The 16,700-nt window shown below is 59.4% G+C and carries 13 protein-coding genes and 1 riboswitch; of the genes, 7 read left to right on the top strand and 6 right to left on the bottom strand.

Going from position 1 to position 16,700, the window contains the following annotated elements:
* Positions 1-23: 23 nt before the first annotated feature.
* The 4 genes from HDC35_RS12970 to HDC35_RS12955 form a co-directional block, all read right to left on the bottom strand.
* On the bottom strand, positions 24-770 hold the full coding sequence (locus tag HDC35_RS12970; protein WP_184647456.1) for a protein phosphatase 2C domain-containing protein: 747 nt from the start codon (positions 768-770) through the stop codon (positions 24-26).
* Complete coding sequence (locus HDC35_RS12965) at positions 757-2,220, bottom strand: hypothetical protein (RefSeq protein WP_184647454.1); 1,464 nt, start codon at positions 2,218-2,220, stop codon at positions 757-759. The genes HDC35_RS12970 and HDC35_RS12965 overlap by 14 nt, the downstream gene beginning before the upstream one ends.
* Positions 2,217-5,639, bottom strand: coding sequence for a serine/threonine-protein kinase (locus HDC35_RS12960; protein WP_184647453.1), 3,423 nt, complete (start codon positions 5,637-5,639; stop codon positions 2,217-2,219). The genes HDC35_RS12965 and HDC35_RS12960 overlap by 4 nt, the downstream gene beginning before the upstream one ends.
* A 180-nt stretch (positions 5,640-5,819) precedes the next feature.
* The gene (locus HDC35_RS12955) at positions 5,820-6,164 is read right to left on the bottom strand and encodes a hypothetical protein (RefSeq protein ID WP_184647451.1); all 345 of its coding nucleotides are present in this window, start codon (positions 6,162-6,164) and stop codon (positions 5,820-5,822) included.
* Positions 6,165-6,231: 67 nt separating this feature from the next.
* Positions 6,232-6,313: riboswitch (ZMP/ZTP riboswitch) on the top strand.
* Between the two features lie 18 nt (positions 6,314-6,331).
* Between HDC35_RS12955 and HDC35_RS12950 the strand changes: the two genes are divergently transcribed.
* Entirely contained in the window at positions 6,332-6,964 is a 633-nt protein-coding gene (locus HDC35_RS12950) for a LysE family translocator (RefSeq protein ID WP_184647449.1), read from the top strand.
* A gap of 143 nt (positions 6,965-7,107) precedes the next feature.
* Here HDC35_RS12950 and HDC35_RS12945 read toward each other — a convergent pair whose 3' ends face one another.
* Positions 7,108-7,401: a hypothetical protein gene (locus HDC35_RS12945; RefSeq protein ID WP_184647447.1), complete on the bottom strand. Its 294-nt coding sequence runs from the start codon at positions 7,399-7,401 to the stop codon at positions 7,108-7,110.
* Between the two features lie 465 nt (positions 7,402-7,866).
* On the opposite strand from HDC35_RS12945, the gene HDC35_RS12940 reads away from it, so the two are divergent.
* Both HDC35_RS12940 and HDC35_RS12935 read left to right on the top strand, forming a co-directional pair.
* Positions 7,867-8,907: a hypothetical protein gene (locus HDC35_RS12940; protein ID WP_184647445.1), complete on the top strand. Its 1,041-nt coding sequence runs from the start codon at positions 7,867-7,869 to the stop codon at positions 8,905-8,907.
* Between the two features lie 2 nt (positions 8,908-8,909).
* Positions 8,910-9,056 carry a hypothetical protein gene (locus HDC35_RS12935; RefSeq protein WP_184647444.1) on the top strand — a complete coding sequence of 49 codons (147 nt, stop codon included), beginning with the start codon at positions 8,910-8,912 and terminating at the stop codon, positions 9,054-9,056.
* 189 nt (positions 9,057-9,245) lie between these two features.
* On the opposite strand, the gene HDC35_RS12930 is transcribed toward HDC35_RS12935, so the two are convergent.
* Positions 9,246-9,791, bottom strand: a complete 546-nt coding sequence (locus tag HDC35_RS12930) for a S8 family serine peptidase (protein WP_260397749.1) — start codon at positions 9,789-9,791, stop codon at positions 9,246-9,248.
* 824 nt (positions 9,792-10,615) lie between these two features.
* Between HDC35_RS12930 and HDC35_RS12925 the strand changes: the two genes are divergently transcribed.
* The 4 genes from HDC35_RS12925 to HDC35_RS12910 all read left to right on the top strand — a co-directional run bounded on the left by HDC35_RS12925 (position 10,616) and on the right by HDC35_RS12910 (position 16,609).
* The gene (locus tag HDC35_RS12925; RefSeq protein WP_184647442.1) at positions 10,616-10,939 is read left to right on the top strand and encodes a DUF736 family protein; all 324 of its coding nucleotides are present in this window, start codon (positions 10,616-10,618) and stop codon (positions 10,937-10,939) included.
* An 85-nt stretch (positions 10,940-11,024) separates the two neighbouring features.
* Positions 11,025-11,924: a HEPN domain-containing protein gene (locus HDC35_RS12920; protein ID WP_184647440.1), complete on the top strand. Its 900-nt coding sequence runs from the start codon at positions 11,025-11,027 to the stop codon at positions 11,922-11,924.
* A 403-nt stretch (positions 11,925-12,327) separates the two neighbouring features.
* Entirely contained in the window at positions 12,328-14,844 is a 2,517-nt protein-coding gene (locus HDC35_RS12915) for an ATP-binding protein (RefSeq protein ID WP_184647438.1), read from the top strand.
* 4 nt (positions 14,845-14,848) lie between these two features.
* Positions 14,849-16,609, top strand: coding sequence for a hypothetical protein (locus tag HDC35_RS12910; RefSeq protein ID WP_184647436.1), 1,761 nt, complete (start codon positions 14,849-14,851; stop codon positions 16,607-16,609).
* Positions 16,610-16,700 lie beyond the last annotated feature (91 nt).

Genomic DNA, 16,700 nt, shown 5'->3' with positions numbered 1-16,700 from the left:
CATCGTCGACGGTTCGAGGCCGATCACGCTGATGCAGGCATCAGCTTGTCGATCAGAACGACCGTAACATTGTCCCGTCCACCTGCTCGCAGCGCCGCCGAGACCAGGGCTTGGGCAGGGTGCTCCGGCCGCGCGGAAAGGACCGTGAAGATGTCCGCATCCGAGAGCATATCGGTCAGACCGTCCGAGCATAGGAGAATACGGTCCGACGTATCGAGAGCCAGGCTCTTGGTATGAGGGACCACCGATAAGCGGCTGACGGTCCCGCCCAGCGATTGGGTCAGGGCATGATTGCGCGGTCCAGCGGGGTGTCGCCGATCCAAAGTATCGTCCGTGCTGAGCTGCTCCAGTTTGTCGTTACGCAACAGATAGATGCGGCTATCACCGACATTGAAAAGAAGTGTGCGGTCCCGACCTCCGACGATAGCCGCGATTGTCGAGCCCATGCCGGGCCGGCCCCGAGGCGAATACATCGCCTCGAAAACCTGCTCGTTCACTGCGTTGACGATCGCGCCGACTTCCGCGTCGCCTATCATGCGCGAGAGGAGGGGCTGCAGCGCGGCAATTGCGGTCTCGCTCGCCAATTCCCCCGCGTCGTGACCACCCATCCCATCCGCGATCGCAGCGCTCCAAAAATCCTCGGCAAGAGTGACGCTCGCTACGCCGTCACGGCCGTCGCTCGTCCAGGATCCGACGAAGCAGCGATCCTCGTTTACGGCGCGCACCGCCCCGGTGTCGGTCGCAATCCATGCAGTCCTATTTCTTTTCACGGCGACTCTCGGTCGAAGCAAGCAGCGTCTCGCGGATCATCCGTACATAGTGTGGATCGCGCGTGACAAGCCCTTCGACCTTTATGAATCCATTTTTGCGGCTTACCTCCCCGAGGAATGGCCGATTGGAAACGACCGCGAGGTCATCGTCCTGAACGAGGAAATACAGTTCCCGGCTTGCGACCTTGACCAGGGTGAGGGCGTTATTATCCATTCGCCTGCCGAGCTCGGCCAGCGGGTCGAAATAGTCGCCGTTCCGCGGCTTGGTCGTCGGTGTGAGGACGGTCTCGATGCGAATTGCCGCGCCCTTTTCGAGCAACCTGTCGAAAGCCCTGACGACATAGCTGTTGACGATCGCCGGCTGAAGTCCCGCACTCGTCACGATGAGCGATTTGCGCGCCGCGCCGATCGCTTCCTCGAGAAGTTGGCTCTGCTCATAGCAGGCAAGCGGACGCATCGGCATCGATTCGATCGCATGTTCGGCCAGGCCGAGGCGCTCTTGCGCCGCGGTCAGCGCCTGCGCGGCCGGAGAATTTCGCCCTCCAGCGCTCGCAGCCCCCGCCAGCGCCCGCACCTCGCCCTCGGCCAACATCTGCTCCGAACGCATTTCCAGCATTTGCGCGCGGGGCGGAAGGGACCGGATGATCTCCTTTCCGACGAGGCGCTCGAGACGTCTCCGCACATCGCCTTCCCCAACCGACTTCACGAAGCCCATCTTCCGGGGGCCGCCATTCTCTGCGAACGCGCGTTCATGCTGGTCGGAAAGCTTGCCGTCGATCGCGAAGCCGATCTGGATTTCGCTTCCCCTGTCCGCTGCGAATACGAGCGCGACGGCCTCGCGGAATAGGTTGTTTCGGCGGACGATCCGCTTGAGGGCGAGAACGGTCCGCCGAAAATCCTCGCCGCTTTGACGTCGGATCACCCGCGTGACATCGGGAATAGAAAGCTCGGATATAGGCGGCGCGTCGGCAGGGTAGGGGCGAATCTCGATCGCACCATGCGCTCGAAGTTCGGCCGCACGATGGACGTTCGCGCTCGCCAGCCGGATCGGCAAACGCCGGATGCCGTCATAATCGATCACGAGCATTTCCTCTTGAGGAACTTCGAGCTTTTCTTCTCTCAGACGAGCCTCACCCGCCTCGGTCAGCCGAAAATTGTCGAGATCCAGTGCGCTGGCATATCGGAGCGCATAGGCATCACTCACGAGCAGATTCGTTGCGGCCTGCACGACTTCGAGCTTGAGACCGAGCATGCGCGCGACCTCGGCTTCACGCTCGATTCCAAGCGCGAAGCAGCGCATGACAAATTCCTGTATCGTCGGAATCGCGCGCTGCGCGGTCGTAATCGCCTCGATCGTCAGACGGAATACCGGCAGACCGACCTCGCCGTAATCGACGAGGGTGAAGCCGTCTCGAAACTGATGCAGGCGGGCCACCTCTTCGGGGGTCATTGCAAAACCTCCGTCGCGCAAAACTGGTGATGCCCGTCAATATAGTCGATGACCGGTTTGAACGGGTTGCGGCCGTCCGCCGAACGACAGAACATCTGATCGCCGACGATCACGAGCGCGCTCTTTCCGCGAGATAGCGCGACGTTGAGCCGAGGCTGCTCTCGCAAGAATCCGAGATTACCCTTGGGGTTGGAGCGTACGACCGAATAAATGCACACGTCTGCCTGGCGGCCCTGGAACGCGTCGACGCTGTTGCACACCACGTCGAGATCCGGCCATTCGGCAACGCCTTGCGATTCCATGTCCTTCAGCAATGTGACTTGCGCGGTATATCCCGCAATGACAGCAACGGATATGCGCCGCTTCTGAGCCTTGGCGACGAACTGAAGACTTTTGAGCCGGTCGCGAATGATCGCCACCTCAGCGGGATTGTCGAATGTCTGACCCTGGCTTCGCTCGCTGCGATTGGGCAAGTCGTGCGTGCTGTACCAGGTGATCGGCATCGGGATCGCCATTGCCAGCTTGAGCCCATGTGTTTTCACAGGGCTGTTGAGGCGGCTTTCGTAAAAACATGCGCTGACGAGATTGCCGATCGGTTCGATCATCCGATACTGGTTGCGCAATACGGCACGACATCCCGCTGGAAGCCCGTCCTGCGGATCGAGCATCCGGTCCAGAAGCGTGGCTTTCACTTCGTCATCGTCGAACTCCGAACGCAATTCCTGTCCGAGATCCTCGAAGAACGGCGGAAGCTGCTTCGGATCACCGACGATGATCCACCGCCGGCTCCGTACCATCGGGATCAGCATTTCCGTCGCCGTCGCTTTCGACGCTTCATCGATGATACAAAGATCGTACGCGACTTCCTCCATGCCGCGAACGCTCGCGACACCGACACAGGTGCCCGCAATGACCTGCGCGGAGGAGAGAAGCGCTGCGTTGAAATCCGCCGACCGGCCTACGCGAAGATTCCATTCTTCTAGCAAGGCCAATCTTTCGCGGCAGGCGTCCTCCGCCGAGCCTGGCTGGAGAAAATGCACTGCCCAATCCGTGAGATCGTCGACGTCGTTCGAGTTTGCGAGTTCTGCCGCATAAGAGCCTGCTTCGCGCATTTCGTCCCGAAGCTTGCGTTCATCGACCCGAAGCGCCTGAAGCTCGCGCTCGAAGCCACCGATTTCGCTATCGAGTTGTGTCGTCTCTTCGGCAATTTCTTCCTCGTCGAAGATCGCATCCTCTCCCGCGGCCGCGCCGACCCCGTCGCGCTCGGCCTTGATCGCGGCAATTTGCGACGCGACTTCGGATTGCCGCCGCAGAAGCTGAAGGAGGCGCTCGACCTTCATCCCGACTTCGACCGTCGCGCGGTCGACGCCATTGCGCTCGGCCCATTCGTTCATCTCGATTTCCGAGCGTTTGCGGACGTCGGCGATCCACGCCTCGACGCGCTTCTCGAGCAGCAGCTTCTTGCTCGCCTCGGAGATTTTGGGTTCGTCGGCGCGGCCGATCCGGATGAGCTCGACGTCGGGATCGAGCTCGGCCACCCGTTCGAGAACATTGTCGAGCGCGATGTGCGTCTGCGACGACAGCATGATGCGGTCATCGGGATTGCGCCTCAGCCACTGAACGACGATCTCCGTGATGAGCTTCGTCTTCCCTGTTCCCGGCGGGCCTTCGATCGCGAGGATATCTTCGACGCCGAGCGCCCTCGACAAGATATCGATCTTCTCGTCGTCGAAATGCTCGTCCGTCGGCGTGACGGCTTCGACGGGCATTGCGGGAGAGGCGTTCCGCGGGTCGAGCGCGAGTGTTTTCAGCCGATCGCTGACGCTTCTTCCGAACACTACCGCATCGAGCGCTTGCGATTGATGCGTGAGCGCTCGCTGCGCCGCAATGGTGTTGATGAGAATCTCGCCGCGTCGCCGCAAATTCTTCGGATCGCCGAAATTGACGTCCATCGTCACCTGCGTGAAGGAAACGGCACTGATCGGTCCGCCGATCCGGCTCGTCGCGGCTTGCACCATTCGCTCTTGGCCGATCAATTCCTCTTGCTGTGCAAGCTCGGTCGTAAAGACGACCTGGTCCCCGCGAATGTGGCGATCGACATATTGTATCGCGCTCGCGCGCTTCGCCTCGAGATCGGCTCGGTCACGTAAATAGCTCCGCCAGATGCGGAAGATACGTTGCGTCGCCCGCGCTTCGCGTTCAGCAGCATGCGCGCGTTGTGCCGAACGCGCCTCGATCAGGACCGACGTCAAATTTCGGCCGGCCTGCTCGGGGTCCGCCGGGCGCTTGAAACTGATCTGGATGCGCCGCCGGTTTCCGGTTTCGCGCAGATCGGAAGCGTGGCCGGCCCCGATCTCGGCGGCCTTCGTGATATGCAAGGATTCACGGTTCTTTCCCGCTACCAGAACATCGAAGCGCCATGTGGCGCCGATGACCTCGGCCTTCGCGAACTCGCCCTCTTCTTCCTTGGCGAGGATGCAGCAAACTTCATCAAGCTCGTCGTGAACGAAGGTTTCGATCGCTGCCAGGCCGGAAAGACTCAGACGGGTCGACAGGAAACTCTGCACTTGGGAGGTAAGGACGAGGTGAACCAGGGCCGCGTCACCTTCATCCGCCTGGTTCTGCGCTTGATCGATCTGCTCTTTCAGCAGCGAGGCCAAGCGAGGCCGCGCCTGCGGATTATCGCTCAGACATTGTTCGATGATCGGCCGAATAGCGGCCGGAAACGCGGCTTCTTCGAGCGCCGTCGCAATGTCGTCATTATCCGATATGACCCGGCCTGCTACGCACGACACCGCAACCGCAGCAAAGGCGAAGCAGTCGCGACTGTAAAGATAGGCCTCCTCGTCGGGCTGAGCGGGCGTGTATCCGGGCGTGTGATCGAAGCGGAACGTATAGCCCGCAACGGGCGCCCAGCTGCCGCCATTATCCAGAAGCTTGGCGATGCCATAATCTGCGAGCTTGGGTACACCTGCGCTCGTGACGAGAATATTCTTGGGCTTGATATCGCGGTGCGCGATCCGCTTCTTCTGCCCGAAAATGATCGCGTCGATGATCGGGAGGCCATAGCGATCCCAGAAGATGGGCCAAGGCAGCGCACCTTCGCGTTCGATCACGTCTTCGAGATTTTCCTCGATCCATTCGAGCACGATATACCAATGGCCCTCGGCATCGCGGTCGACATCGATAAGCTCGACGATATGGTCGTGCGCTAGCGTCTGAAGAACCCGGACTTCACGTTGGAACCCCTCTTGCGCGCGTTGATCGTCGGGGCCGAAACGGACCCGCTTGATTGCAACGAGCGCTGCGCTCCTGGAATCGAACGCTTTGACCACGGTGGCCTGCGCGCCGCTGCGCGCCACGTCGGTGAGGACATAGCGGCCGCCGAGCTTCTGATCCGAACCATTCTGCCCGGTCATGCGCCCGCATTTCTCCCATGACGGCCACAATTCACCGGCAGCTCTCGGCGCGCCATCGATCCCCCCATTTCTCGTCAGGCTCGCCGCTGACCCGCTCAGCTGTCTTCGCCGACATCGTTACCGATGCCCCCGGTCCCGTAACCGATATGCTTCGCGTGCGGGTACACCGAAAGCAAGATACTATCGGTCCGATCTGGAAGCTTTGCCGGTGAAGTGTCGATCGCGCCCGCCGAACGTCCGGATTTTTCTTCCCGGTCTAGCCTGCATATCAGGCGATGCATCTCGACGCCGCTTCGCAGGCCCGTGGCCCTGGCCAATGTCTGAGGTGTGGCATGGGTCCCGGTCTGACAAATGGCAGAAGGCATCCGCAGCCATCAGATCCTGACTTTTGGGGGCGTCCGCTCCTTCGAATTCGATCTCGAAACCGGGCAGCATGCTATCGGAGAGGTGTAGTGGTAAACTGCCGTACCAGCAGCGATGTCGGATGAAGATTTCCTGCTGGGCGAGATCGACGGTCAGTTGCATGGGAAAGAACGCGCATGGGCTCGCGTCCTGCCCTCTTTACAATAAGTGATGGATTCGCTTATTGCCGCCGGCGTCGCGCGACTGACGCTGAAAGATGGGCACCCATCGGGAAGCGCGAGAATATTTGGTCGCGCGTCTGGGCATCCTTCTCGAAATGGAGAAAGCAGATGCCAGATATGACCAGCTTGTTTGCCTTCGCCGCTATAGCCCTCGGGATGGTCCTGACTCCGGGGCCTAACATGGTCTATCTTATTTCGCGGTCGATCTGCCAAGGCAGAACTGCCGGTCTTATCTCGCTCGGCGGGGTTGCGCTCGGCTTCATCTTCTACATGCTATGTGCCGCGTTCGGTATTACCGCCCTGCTGCTGGCGGTACCGTTCGCTTATGACGCCGTGCGCATCGCAGGTTCTCTCTATCTGTTGTGGCTTGCATGGCAGGCGATCAGACCTGGCGGGCGCTCTGCTTTTCAGGTCAAAGACCTCCCAGAGGATAGTCCGCGAAAACTCTTCCTCATGGGGTTCCTGACCAATCTGCTGAACCCGAAAATCGCTGTCATGTACCTGTCCCTGTTGCCGCAGTTCATTGATCCGGCAAGCAGCAGCGTGCTTGGGCAGGCTGTTATATTCGGAACGGTACAGATCGTCATTAGTCTGATTGTAAACGCCTTGATCGTCGTTTCTGCCGCATCGATTGCGCTGCTCCTCGCAAGACGCCCGACGGTTGCACTTGTGCAGCGGTGGCTGATGGGGACGGTACTCGCTGGCTTGGCCGTCCGCATGGCGACGGAGGTACGCCGGTAGATCGGCCAAGGCGGTGTCGGTGTCGCTGGTCCGGACCGCCTGCGGTGACACTTGGTCGCTGTACGTTCTCCTCCCGTGATTCTGGCGAATGTCGGCTGTTTCGAAGGGAGGCCAGTGAGTTGCCGGGCCCGAGGCGTCCGATCTTAGGCGAACAACCTTCGCAGGAAATAGATGCGGAAGAGATCGAGCAGTGCTTCGGCCGTCTCGCTATCGCTCGCGTGCGCAACGATCTCGAGGCCACCATCGGGGGCGGCTGCGAACTCGAAGGGATGGAGGCCCGTCAGCCGGACCGAGGCGGGATCGAACCCATCGCGTCGAAGCGCGGCGTGCGCGGCGTCGTCGATCGACAGCCCGATCCAGATACCGGCGCTGCGCGCGGCAAGGTCCGTAAGATCGCCAGGCTCGCGCGCGATCAGTAGCTCGGCCCTGCCGTCCATTGCATATTCCCCTGGTGCGCGTTCTTCTGGCGCGGTTAACGAGCCGAGGTCGCGGGCCGCCCGTCCGCGAATCCGGTCAGTGATCTTTCACGCCTTGCTACGGCCGGGCTCGTCTGACCATGCCAATTTCGATGAATCGTGCGACAAGATTTCTTTATAGGCCATATCTCTCCTCATGATCACGGCGCCGGTACCGGGGGCGGAACGAGATCTACGCATGGCCTGAAGCGCTGGCAGCGATATCTTAGAGTGTCCGAATGGCTTTACGTATTGAAGCTTGCCCGGCAAAGGTGCCGCGAGAGATGCGTCAATGACGACGTCCCTCCGCCGATCGGCCTATGCGCACGCCGAGCGCTAGACGGGAACTAATATGTCAGCATTTTCCATCGACCTCGCAGCCGACCGCATCGTCGACCCTCGCACCCGCAGCTACTTCGAAGAAGTCGCACGGTCTTATGCGAACGAATGCTTCCGCAGCGCGCTGGTCATGCTGTGGACCGTGGTCGTGTGCGATCTCGTGTACAAGCTCCAGACGCTGCGAGACCTTACAACGATGCGGCCGCCGGCAAGCTGCTCGACGATGTCGAGATCAAGCGCGTCGCCAATCCGAACAGTCCGGACTGGGAGATCTACCTTCTCGACGAGATATCGAAGCGCACGAAGATGCTCGAGACATCCGAGTTCGTTCAGCTCCAGAACCTGCAGAAGTTGAGGCATTTGTCGGCGCATCCCGTCCTGACGGCAGCGGACCTGCTCTTTCGGCCAACCAAAGAGGACACGCGCGCGCAAATCCGCATGGCGCTCGAAGCGGTGCTGCTCAAGCCCGCCTTGTTCTCGAAGCGGGTGATCGACACGCTCGTCGAGGACATAGCCGCGAACAAGGCGCTCCTGATCTCGCGCGAGAAATTGAAAACCTATCTGGAGGCCCGCTATCTCCCGAACATGCCCTCGGCGATCGAACGCGAACTTTTCCGCGTCCTCTGGAAATTCTGCTTCAGACTCAATAACGCCGACACCGAGGCGAACCGCGCGATCAACGCGGACACGCTCGCAATCCTGTTCAGCCGGGATCCGGCGGCGGTGAGGGCCATGATCGGCGCGGAGCGTCCCGTATTCAGTAATGTCGGCCCGGACGCCGAACCGCTCGACGCGCTGGTCGCCTTCCTGGCGGATCATGGCGATCTGTTCGGCCTCCTCGACCCCGCCGCCCAGATTCAGGTCGACGGCCGGCTCGCGGCCGACATCAACAACCGGGCGCGAGGCCGCTTCAAGAGCCCCGACATGGCTGCGCATCTGGCCGCACTATTGGCCGAGGAGCATGATGAACTGGGCAAGCTCGACGATCATGTATGGCGTCGCCTCCTGGCCGACGCGAGCGGCGAGGGCGAAGCCGACGGGGCAGTTCGCCTTGCATCAAGGCCTATACGGGAAGCCGTAGCTACGACACGGCAGACGCGCGTTTCGGTCGCTTCATCGAGCCGGCTCTGCCCCATTTCACGCCTGTGACCATGGCCGAGCTCCTCGCCGCTATCGAAGACAATGATCAGACCTACGGCCGGGGCCGCTCGACGCTGGACCATCGCCAGATCAGCGACGTCGCGGACGCGCTCGGCGTGGACACCAATGCCTATAAGCAATTCACGAAATCGCTTTAGCGCTTTATCGACAGATATCAGTCTGTACGGGTGAAGCGGGCTGGCTATGAAACTGACTGCGGTCCGCCATTCGCCTGACGTCCGTATGACGTCATTGTCGCTCGCGCGTGTAAATCATGGGCTCGTCAGCTAGCGCGTTTCGAGCTCAACCGTTCGCGGGGCAAACTTGGCTGCTCCTGATCGGCGCCGCTACAAGGTCGCGATAAGCGCCTCCAGATCGGGCAGCGATCCTATTCTTTGACTGACAGGGGCGGTCGGGCTCGCCTGTTGCGGTGTGCCGGTCGACCTCAGTTTGGTGCGTGCGCTGTCCGGCGTAAGAAGCGTACCTGCTTCCTTCGCGATCCCTTGAAGAACCGCAATCGCGCCCGTCACGATCGGCGACGCACTGGAGGTGCCGCTGAAGCTGTCGGTGTACCACTCGTCTTCGCTCGAACCGGCATAAAGGTTGCCATAGCCGGTTGTCGCCACCTCGCGGCCCCATCCCTGACAATCGACCCGCTGACCGTAGTTCGAAAAGCCGAGCCGCGAGCGGGCAGGGCCATGATTTCCACGCGGCGGCGCGCCCGCTCCGACGATGATCGCTCCCGAATCTGCGCCGGGTTTGAAAGGATTTTCCCAATCGCCCGGGAAACGGGGGCCAGGCACGTCATATAGCGCGTCGTCGAGATTCTCGGCGCCGTTCCCGGCCGCCTCCACCACGATGATCCCGCGCTTCACCGCGCGGCGTATGGCCAGAAAATCGTCTCGCCACCATTCGATCGAGATAAAGCCCTTCTGGTCGTTTCGGCTGGCCGACCCGTCTATTCATCGCCTCCTTTGGATCGCACGCGATCTTTGCCCTTTTGCCATAGAGATACGTGCGCCTTCGAAATCCGACAATGAAGATCGGCGCCTATTCATGGCCTGATATCAATGAAGCGTCCGAAATGGACTATTTTGATGACGCGAAACCGGGCGCTCGCGTACGTCGATCGATCCGAACAGTGGGCTGACCTACTGCCGACAATCAGAAGATGACGGAGCGAGTCGCGCCTTCCTGATATCGATCGCGATCGGTCGGAGCGCTGCCCCGCCGGAACAGGTTCGAGCCGCGGTGCCCGCATGCGACTTGGAGCGCGTGCCGACCGCATGGGCAGATACACCGGTTTCCGATCGCGCCTCCGTCGGTCTTCCGCATAGACTGGGCCGCTGCCTATGCGAGAGGAAGAAACTTCAAGCGCTTTGCGACGGGCGCGGGGCGGTGCCGGCCATGTCCGTTTCGATGGCCTGTGCGTTCACCCTCCGCCGCCATGCGTCACCTGGCCCCGCCGGCGATAGTCCCGGTGCTGGAGTGAGCCGTGTGGCCGGGCGCGATACACCGCGCAACGGCCGGCCCTTCGCTTTTTTCCCCGCCCGCTGCGTGGGCTCCTCGCGCCGACGCGTGCCGCGTCCAAAAAAGCTTGGGCCGTCCGTCCTTCGCTGACGCTCCGGCCCTGCGGGTGCGCGCCGTCTCCGTGCGCCCGTCCTTTTCCTGCTCACGCTCCGGGGACGGTCTCCGGCAGCAATCAAGGAGACGAACAATGGCAGCTATCGGCTTTGTGAACGGCACCATCGAAAAAGGTTTCGTTGGCCAGCTCAAGACCCTCTCGATCCGCGCGAGCATCGAGATCACCCCCAACCGCAACAAAGGCAACGAGGTCCAGCCCGATTTCCGGGTCTTCTCCGAAGGCGTCGAGATCGGCGCCGGCTGGGTCCGCACCGGCGAGGTGTCCGGCAAGACCTATGTGTCGCTGAGCCTCGCGGCACCCGAGTTCGGACCACGCCGGCTCTACGCCAACCTCGGCCGCGCCGCAGGGCAGGACGACGACGACACCTACGCCGTCATCTGGAACCCGGCCGACTGACAGCCGGACCCCGCGTCCGCTTCGGCGGGCGCGGGGCTCACCCTTTTCGTTGTCACACCGTAATATTCGGCTAGGATTCATGCACATGAAAACCGATCTCGATCATCTTCCCAGCAGCAAGCAGCAAGACCTCGCGCGTATCGTCGAAATCCTTTTCGCCGAGTTCGAGGACGCAACATCCCTCGCGACCCAGAAATGGAAGAAGCAGGGCCGCATCCTCAAGGTCATCCTCTACGGAAGCTACGCTCGCGGCGACTGGGTCGCCGATCCGGTCGGCGGCTACTACTCGGATTACGATATCCTCGTCGTCGTCAACGACGAGCGGCTGACCGATCCGGTCGACTATTGGTACAAGGCCGAGGATCGCTTCCTGCGCGACTACGGCGTGACCAAGAAGCTGTCGGCGCCGGTAGGGCTAATTGTCCACAGTCTCACCGATGTGAACCAGCAGCTCTCGCGGGGGCGGCCCTTCTTCATCGATATCGTGCGCGACGGGATTGTGCTGTACGAGCTCGGGACGCAGGCGTTCGATACGCCGAAGCCTCTGACGGCCCAGGAAGCGCGGGAAGAGGCGCGGGTATATTTCGACAAATGGTTTGTAACCGCGAGCCAGTTTTTGGAGATGGCCAAGTTTGGCATCTCACAAGGCTACAATAATATCGCGGCGTTCCAACTCCATCAGGCAACCGAGCACTTCTACCATACCGTGCTGCACGTCATCACGCTCTACTCACCGAAATCGCACAAGATCAATTTTTTGCGCGACAAATCCGAGGACATCGCGCGCGACCTGATCCCGGTATGGCCCCGCGACAGCAAGTTCGGCCGCCGCTGCTTCGAGCTACTGCAGCAGGCCTATGTCAACGCCCGCTACTCGCCGCACTACAAGATCACCGGCCCCGAACTCGAATGGCTCGTCGAGCGCATCGAGCTGCTCCAGGCCGAGGTGAAGGCGATCGCAGAACAGAGGTTGAATGAGAGATAGAAACAGGCCGCAAAGCGCCTGATGTCGGCCATTGCGACCAGCGCCGGTTAGCACCCGAAAGCGGACGTTGGATTTGCTGGCGATCGTCGGCTGCTACGCGCCCGATATACGTCATAGGCGAGCGCAATATAGGCTCCTCAAACCCGCCGTTCGCATTTGTCGAAAATGGACGTGGATTGGGTCGTGGAGGATACGTTGCTCGCCTCCAGAACGCGTCGATTTCCTGGAGGCGTTGCGTCGGGACATGCGCAATCTCTCCAAAAGAGCGCGCAAACTTCTAAGGCAATGTTGCCACGGTCCCGGCGTCGGGACGATCGAGAGCAATCTCTCTTTGGTTGAATCGTTGCGGATCCGATATTGCGTGGCTAGTTAACAGCCATGAATGATCAAGAAATGATGTTGAGTGACTGATCAGCGCGGCGAACTGCGCGTCGGAGCGCATGTTCTTGTCCAGCTTGGCAGCGAACTCGTGACAGACGTCGAGCAGGCGCTGCTGGAATGCGTGAAGAACGCCTATGACGCCGACTCACCTGGTTGCCGAATCGTCATCGACACCGAAGCGACGGGAGCATTGGACGAGACAGCACCAGCAAGTGAGTTATTGAAATTCAACGTGCCGGCCGAAAATGTTGCTGTCCGCTTCGAAACGGAAGAAGGGCGCCAGCTTCGGAAAGACCACGCCGACGATGAACTTGTGCGCCGGACCTTGGAATATCGGGGTCGAATTTCCATCGAAGACACGGGCGTAGGAATTCCTTTCGAAAACTTGAGCAAATCTTGGTTGGTAATAAGTGCATCGTTGAAGCGCGGCGATGAAGACGGACCTAAGAAGAAGACCTTGTTGGGGCGGACCCCTCTTGGCGATAAGGGACTGGGCCGCTTGGGAACGATGAAGCTGGGCGATATTTTGCTCGTGGAATCGGCCACCGCGGCGACAGCAGAAATATCTTCGGCATGGTTTCGATGGGCGGATTGCGAAAAAGCAAGGACCGTCGACGAAATTCCGGTGAAGCTCTCGCGCAACCCAAATAGCCAAGGATTCAAAGGCACCCGCGTATCTGTCTTGGGCATCCGCGATCTGCAAGAATGGAAGCGAAAGGACCGGCTCAGCGAAATCACCCGCAGCATGGCTCGACTCATCTCACCGTTCGAGGCCGCTACGACGTTTCCGGTTACCGTGCAGCTCGATGTTGGTGAGCAATCGCTTGCTCTCGTGACTGAAGAACTGCTGTCGCGTGCGATGGCCGATTTTTCTTTCAAATGGCAGACCGTCGAGGGCAAACCTGGCCTGACGGTTCGGGCGCGATTGCGTCGTCGTCTTCTTACGTCGCAGCGAACGCGTGCTCTGCGCGATCGTACCGCGCGCGTCTTCGGCCAAGATGGCGGAAAAGCGTTTGCAGAGTATTTGAAGAACAGTCCGCGGTTGAAGGGGTACGATGAGACGCGCATCGACGCTGAAGGGGCTTGGTTCGCGGAAGTTGAGCATCACTTTGATGGAACTCAGCTCATGGCGAAGCAAGAGCAAACATTTGAGAATCCCGGTCCCTTTTCCGGAGCGTTTTATTTTTTCCATTTCGTTGGAGACGAAGAAGAAGAATTGGGCGCGGCAACCGGGACCGGCGCAAGTCTTCAAGCGGTCCGAGACTTAGCAGGAATATCCATTCTCAGAGACGGTTTCCAAGTGCGGAACCGTGGAGATTGGCTCGGCCTCTCCGTAGGGATGACGTCAGGAAGTACGTATAACCTGCGTCCTGAGAATACGCTCGGCTATTTCGCGCTATCTGGTGAACGCAATTACAAGCTCGTCGAAAAGTCTGATCGGGAAGGATTCGTTGACAACGCGGCTTATCGCGGATTTCTAAATCTCGCGCGCACCTGCCGAGATTTCGCAAATGGTGCGATCGTGGCCGTGCGTCGATCTTTAGACGAGTACGATAAAAAGTCGCACCCGAAGGATGAGGCAAAAGGTAAAACATCGAGTGGAGATCTCGAGCGCGTGGGCTCCATGGCGGCCGCTACCTTGGAAGTTGGAAAACTTGCAGAAGCGCTCAGCGACGAGTTGAAGAATCTAGGTGATGCTGCCGACGCAGATCCGGAGCGCCGCGAACGTGTTGCGGCGCTAACCGACCAGCTCGTCCAAGTCGCGAGCCAGAGCATTGACTCTGGCGACACACCCGCCGTTTTGGTCGATCGGATCGAGCGCGAGATAAATGATGGACGGGAACGATCCGCTGCATTGGTCGAGAGCGCCGCAATCGGGCTTGCGTCGCGCGGTCTCATGCATGAACTGCGCGCCCATCTTGCCGAGATTCGGCACAGGGTTACATCGTTGGAACGGAGCGGAGAGCTGGGACGCGATGCGGTTGTTCATCTCACCGCGATAAGGCGATCTTGCACAGCCATCGCCCAAGCTGCTGCGCAAGTCGATCCGATGATGCCGCGGTCACGGGACCTCAAAAGCAATTTCGATGTTCTTGAGATTGTGAGTTCTTACTTTGAGCAGCGTGCTGGTGTTTTCACTTCTACGGACATTGATGTGGAGGTCGGCGGCCAGAGCCTGATGGTCCGCATGAACCCTGCACGACTTTTACAAACACTCGACAATCTCACGAGAAACAGTATTTTTTGGCTTGGTCAGCTCCCTAAAGGGAGGAAGAAAAAGATAGAGGTTATAGTATCGTCGTCTGGATTGATCTTCTCGGACACCGGACCTGGTGTTGACCCCATTGTCGAAGAAACGCTTTTTGACCTATTTGTAACCTCGCGCCATCATGAAGAGGGAGGGCAAGGTTTGGGGCTATTTATATCCAGCGAGCTTCTTGCTCTTGAGAGTGCGAGCATCGCGCTCTTACCCGAGCGTAACAAGGGCGGTCGAAAATATCGGTTTGTGATCGACTTATCGGCTGTTCGTCAGGGGTAGGGACATGGCTCTGGCTGAGATAAAGCATGCTCTCGGCGTAGAGCGGGTGATCTGGATAGATGACGTATTCGGAGAGCCCGTCGTCGATCTCGCGATGCTTGCGCGTGAACATCCCGAGATTCAGGAGACTTTCCCCGAATTGTCGCCTGCGTTCGCAATCGGGGAGTTTGGCGACGTCGATACTGAGCTTCAGCAGGTGGTGAGCGAAATGGAGGCGAAGGGCCGTGAAGAGCTCCAGCTAAGCTTGCTGCAAATTGACGCGGAAAAGTCTCCCGCGGTTGAGCTCGAAAAGGCGATGATAGACGATATTTGCGGACAACTGGGCGTATTGGACGAAGACCGCTGGACATTCGAGAAAGCCGACGCGCAACTGAAAAATGGCGACGGTCAGGACGCAAATACGGCCTATTTGATTGACCTGAAGGAGGGCAAAGTTTCTAGCCGGCGCGGACTCGATGTGTTGTCGCAGTTGAGAAAGAACAATTCAAACGGCGTAGCGTTCATCCTGACCCATGAGAGCACCGCGGCCAATGAGGCGGAACTCGAAAACGCGCTAGAGGATGAGATCAAAGAGGCAGCGGATTTCTCACCATGCATCACTGTCATCTCGAAGGAACGTCTTTCCGGGAATGCCGCAGATGTTGAGGCATCTCTATCCATAGCGCTAAAGCGCGCTGGTCTTCGGAAGGTATTGTATAAGGTTCTTAGCACTGCAGCGTCACGGGCGGCGAAAGCATATGAAATAACAGCAACATCGCTCTCTAAAGTCGAACCTGAAAGACTGGAGCAGTATGTTTACGACAGAGGGCGGAAAGAAGGTGTGTCCGAACTGAGCGTTGTCGAGCGAGCTTTGACCGCTGGCGCATCGGCAGAGATGCGTAATTTTTTCGCAACGGATGCTGTAATCGACCAAGCGGTTAAGTCGCTTCGCGCTCTCCAAACCATCACGCTGGACAATAAGCCGCTTGATGCGGGGCCCATTCTTACAGAACTGCACAATGCCGAGATTTGGGACGGCGCAAGCGTCATCAACGCCGCACTGTCGCCCTTGGCGAACGGCGATGTGTTTTGCTTTGACGATACGGAACCGGCCGCGCCACCATCGTCGAAGCTGTTTGTGCTGCTTGGCCAACCCTGCGACATCATGTTGCGCCCAAAGGGGGAGCGGCAATCCGATATGGGCATGTTGGTGCCGTTGCATGAATATACCGATAATGCTGTGCCGATGCCAGATCCTGATGAGCTGGATGAGGACGCGTCAAAAAAGATGCCCGAGCTGCCGTTTCGGTTGAATGGCAAGCGTTTCAGATTCAATCTCCGGGATCTGGCGTATGTCCGGCTGTCCATCCTGGATTTGGCCTGCTTCCGTTCGGATGGATGCATCAAAGTAGACGCTGGCCACGGCCCTCCGGTGGGAATGTTGGCGGGTTGCTCGCTGATTTACGCGGACCGCACCGCCGCCGCTGACGTTTCATTACAAGCACCGGTACCCGCGCCGCCGCAGCAGGGAGCCCGCTTGCCGCTAGACGATCGCCTTCTTCTTACAATGAGCGAAACAAGGACGTGGAACTCTGTTCGCGTGGGCAAGCGTTTGGCTCCGTTCAACCCCGGTCCGGGACACGCTCTCCAGCCGCTGCCTGATCGCGTCACATGGCATTTGCGAAGAGAGGGCCGTATCCGCGCGCCATATTCATCCTTTCTTCTCGAACGCGCACTCAAAATGCTTGGCAGGCAGGCCTTCGATCTCGATTTCACTAAGGACTAGGTCGTGTTGACAAAAGACTTCAGCCATAGGCGCGTTGCGGCGAGGTTGAGGAAGCTCTCGAACGAGAGCAGGGTTTTGTCATAGCGGGTGG

The sequence above is a fragment of the Sphingopyxis sp. JAI128 genome (assembly GCF_014207235.1).
Taxonomy (GTDB): Bacteria; Pseudomonadota; Alphaproteobacteria; order Sphingomonadales; family Sphingomonadaceae; genus Sphingopyxis.
This window is presented reverse-complemented; position numbering and strand designations above follow the sequence as displayed.

What these genes read in the sequence shown, in the direction of transcription:
- HDC35_RS12925 (WP_184647442.1), top strand. Translation starts at nt 10,616, where the DNA reads ATGGCAGCTATCGGCTTTGTGAACGGCACCATCGAAAAAGGTTTCGTT.
- HDC35_RS12960 (WP_184647453.1), bottom strand. Translation starts at nt 5,639, where the DNA reads ATGACCGGGCAGAATGGTTCGGATCAGAAGCTCGGCGGCCGCTATGTC.
- HDC35_RS12940 (WP_184647445.1), top strand. Translation starts at nt 7,867, where the DNA reads ATGCTTCCGCAGCGCGCTGGTCATGCTGTGGACCGTGGTCGTGTGCGA.
- HDC35_RS12955 (WP_184647451.1), bottom strand. Translation starts at nt 6,164, where the DNA reads ATGCAACTGACCGTCGATCTCGCCCAGCAGGAAATCTTCATCCGACAT.
- HDC35_RS12945 (WP_184647447.1), bottom strand. Translation starts at nt 7,401, where the DNA reads ATGGACGGCAGGGCCGAGCTACTGATCGCGCGCGAGCCTGGCGATCTT.
- HDC35_RS12920 (WP_184647440.1), top strand. Translation starts at nt 11,025, where the DNA reads ATGAAAACCGATCTCGATCATCTTCCCAGCAGCAAGCAGCAAGACCTC.
- HDC35_RS12950 (WP_184647449.1), top strand. Translation starts at nt 6,332, where the DNA reads ATGCCAGATATGACCAGCTTGTTTGCCTTCGCCGCTATAGCCCTCGGG.
- HDC35_RS12965 (WP_184647454.1), bottom strand. Translation starts at nt 2,220, where the DNA reads ATGACCCCCGAAGAGGTGGCCCGCCTGCATCAGTTTCGAGACGGCTTC.
- HDC35_RS12935 (WP_184647444.1), top strand. Translation starts at nt 8,910, where the DNA reads ATGGCCGAGCTCCTCGCCGCTATCGAAGACAATGATCAGACCTACGGC.
- HDC35_RS12910 (WP_184647436.1), top strand. Translation starts at nt 14,849, where the DNA reads ATGGCTCTGGCTGAGATAAAGCATGCTCTCGGCGTAGAGCGGGTGATC.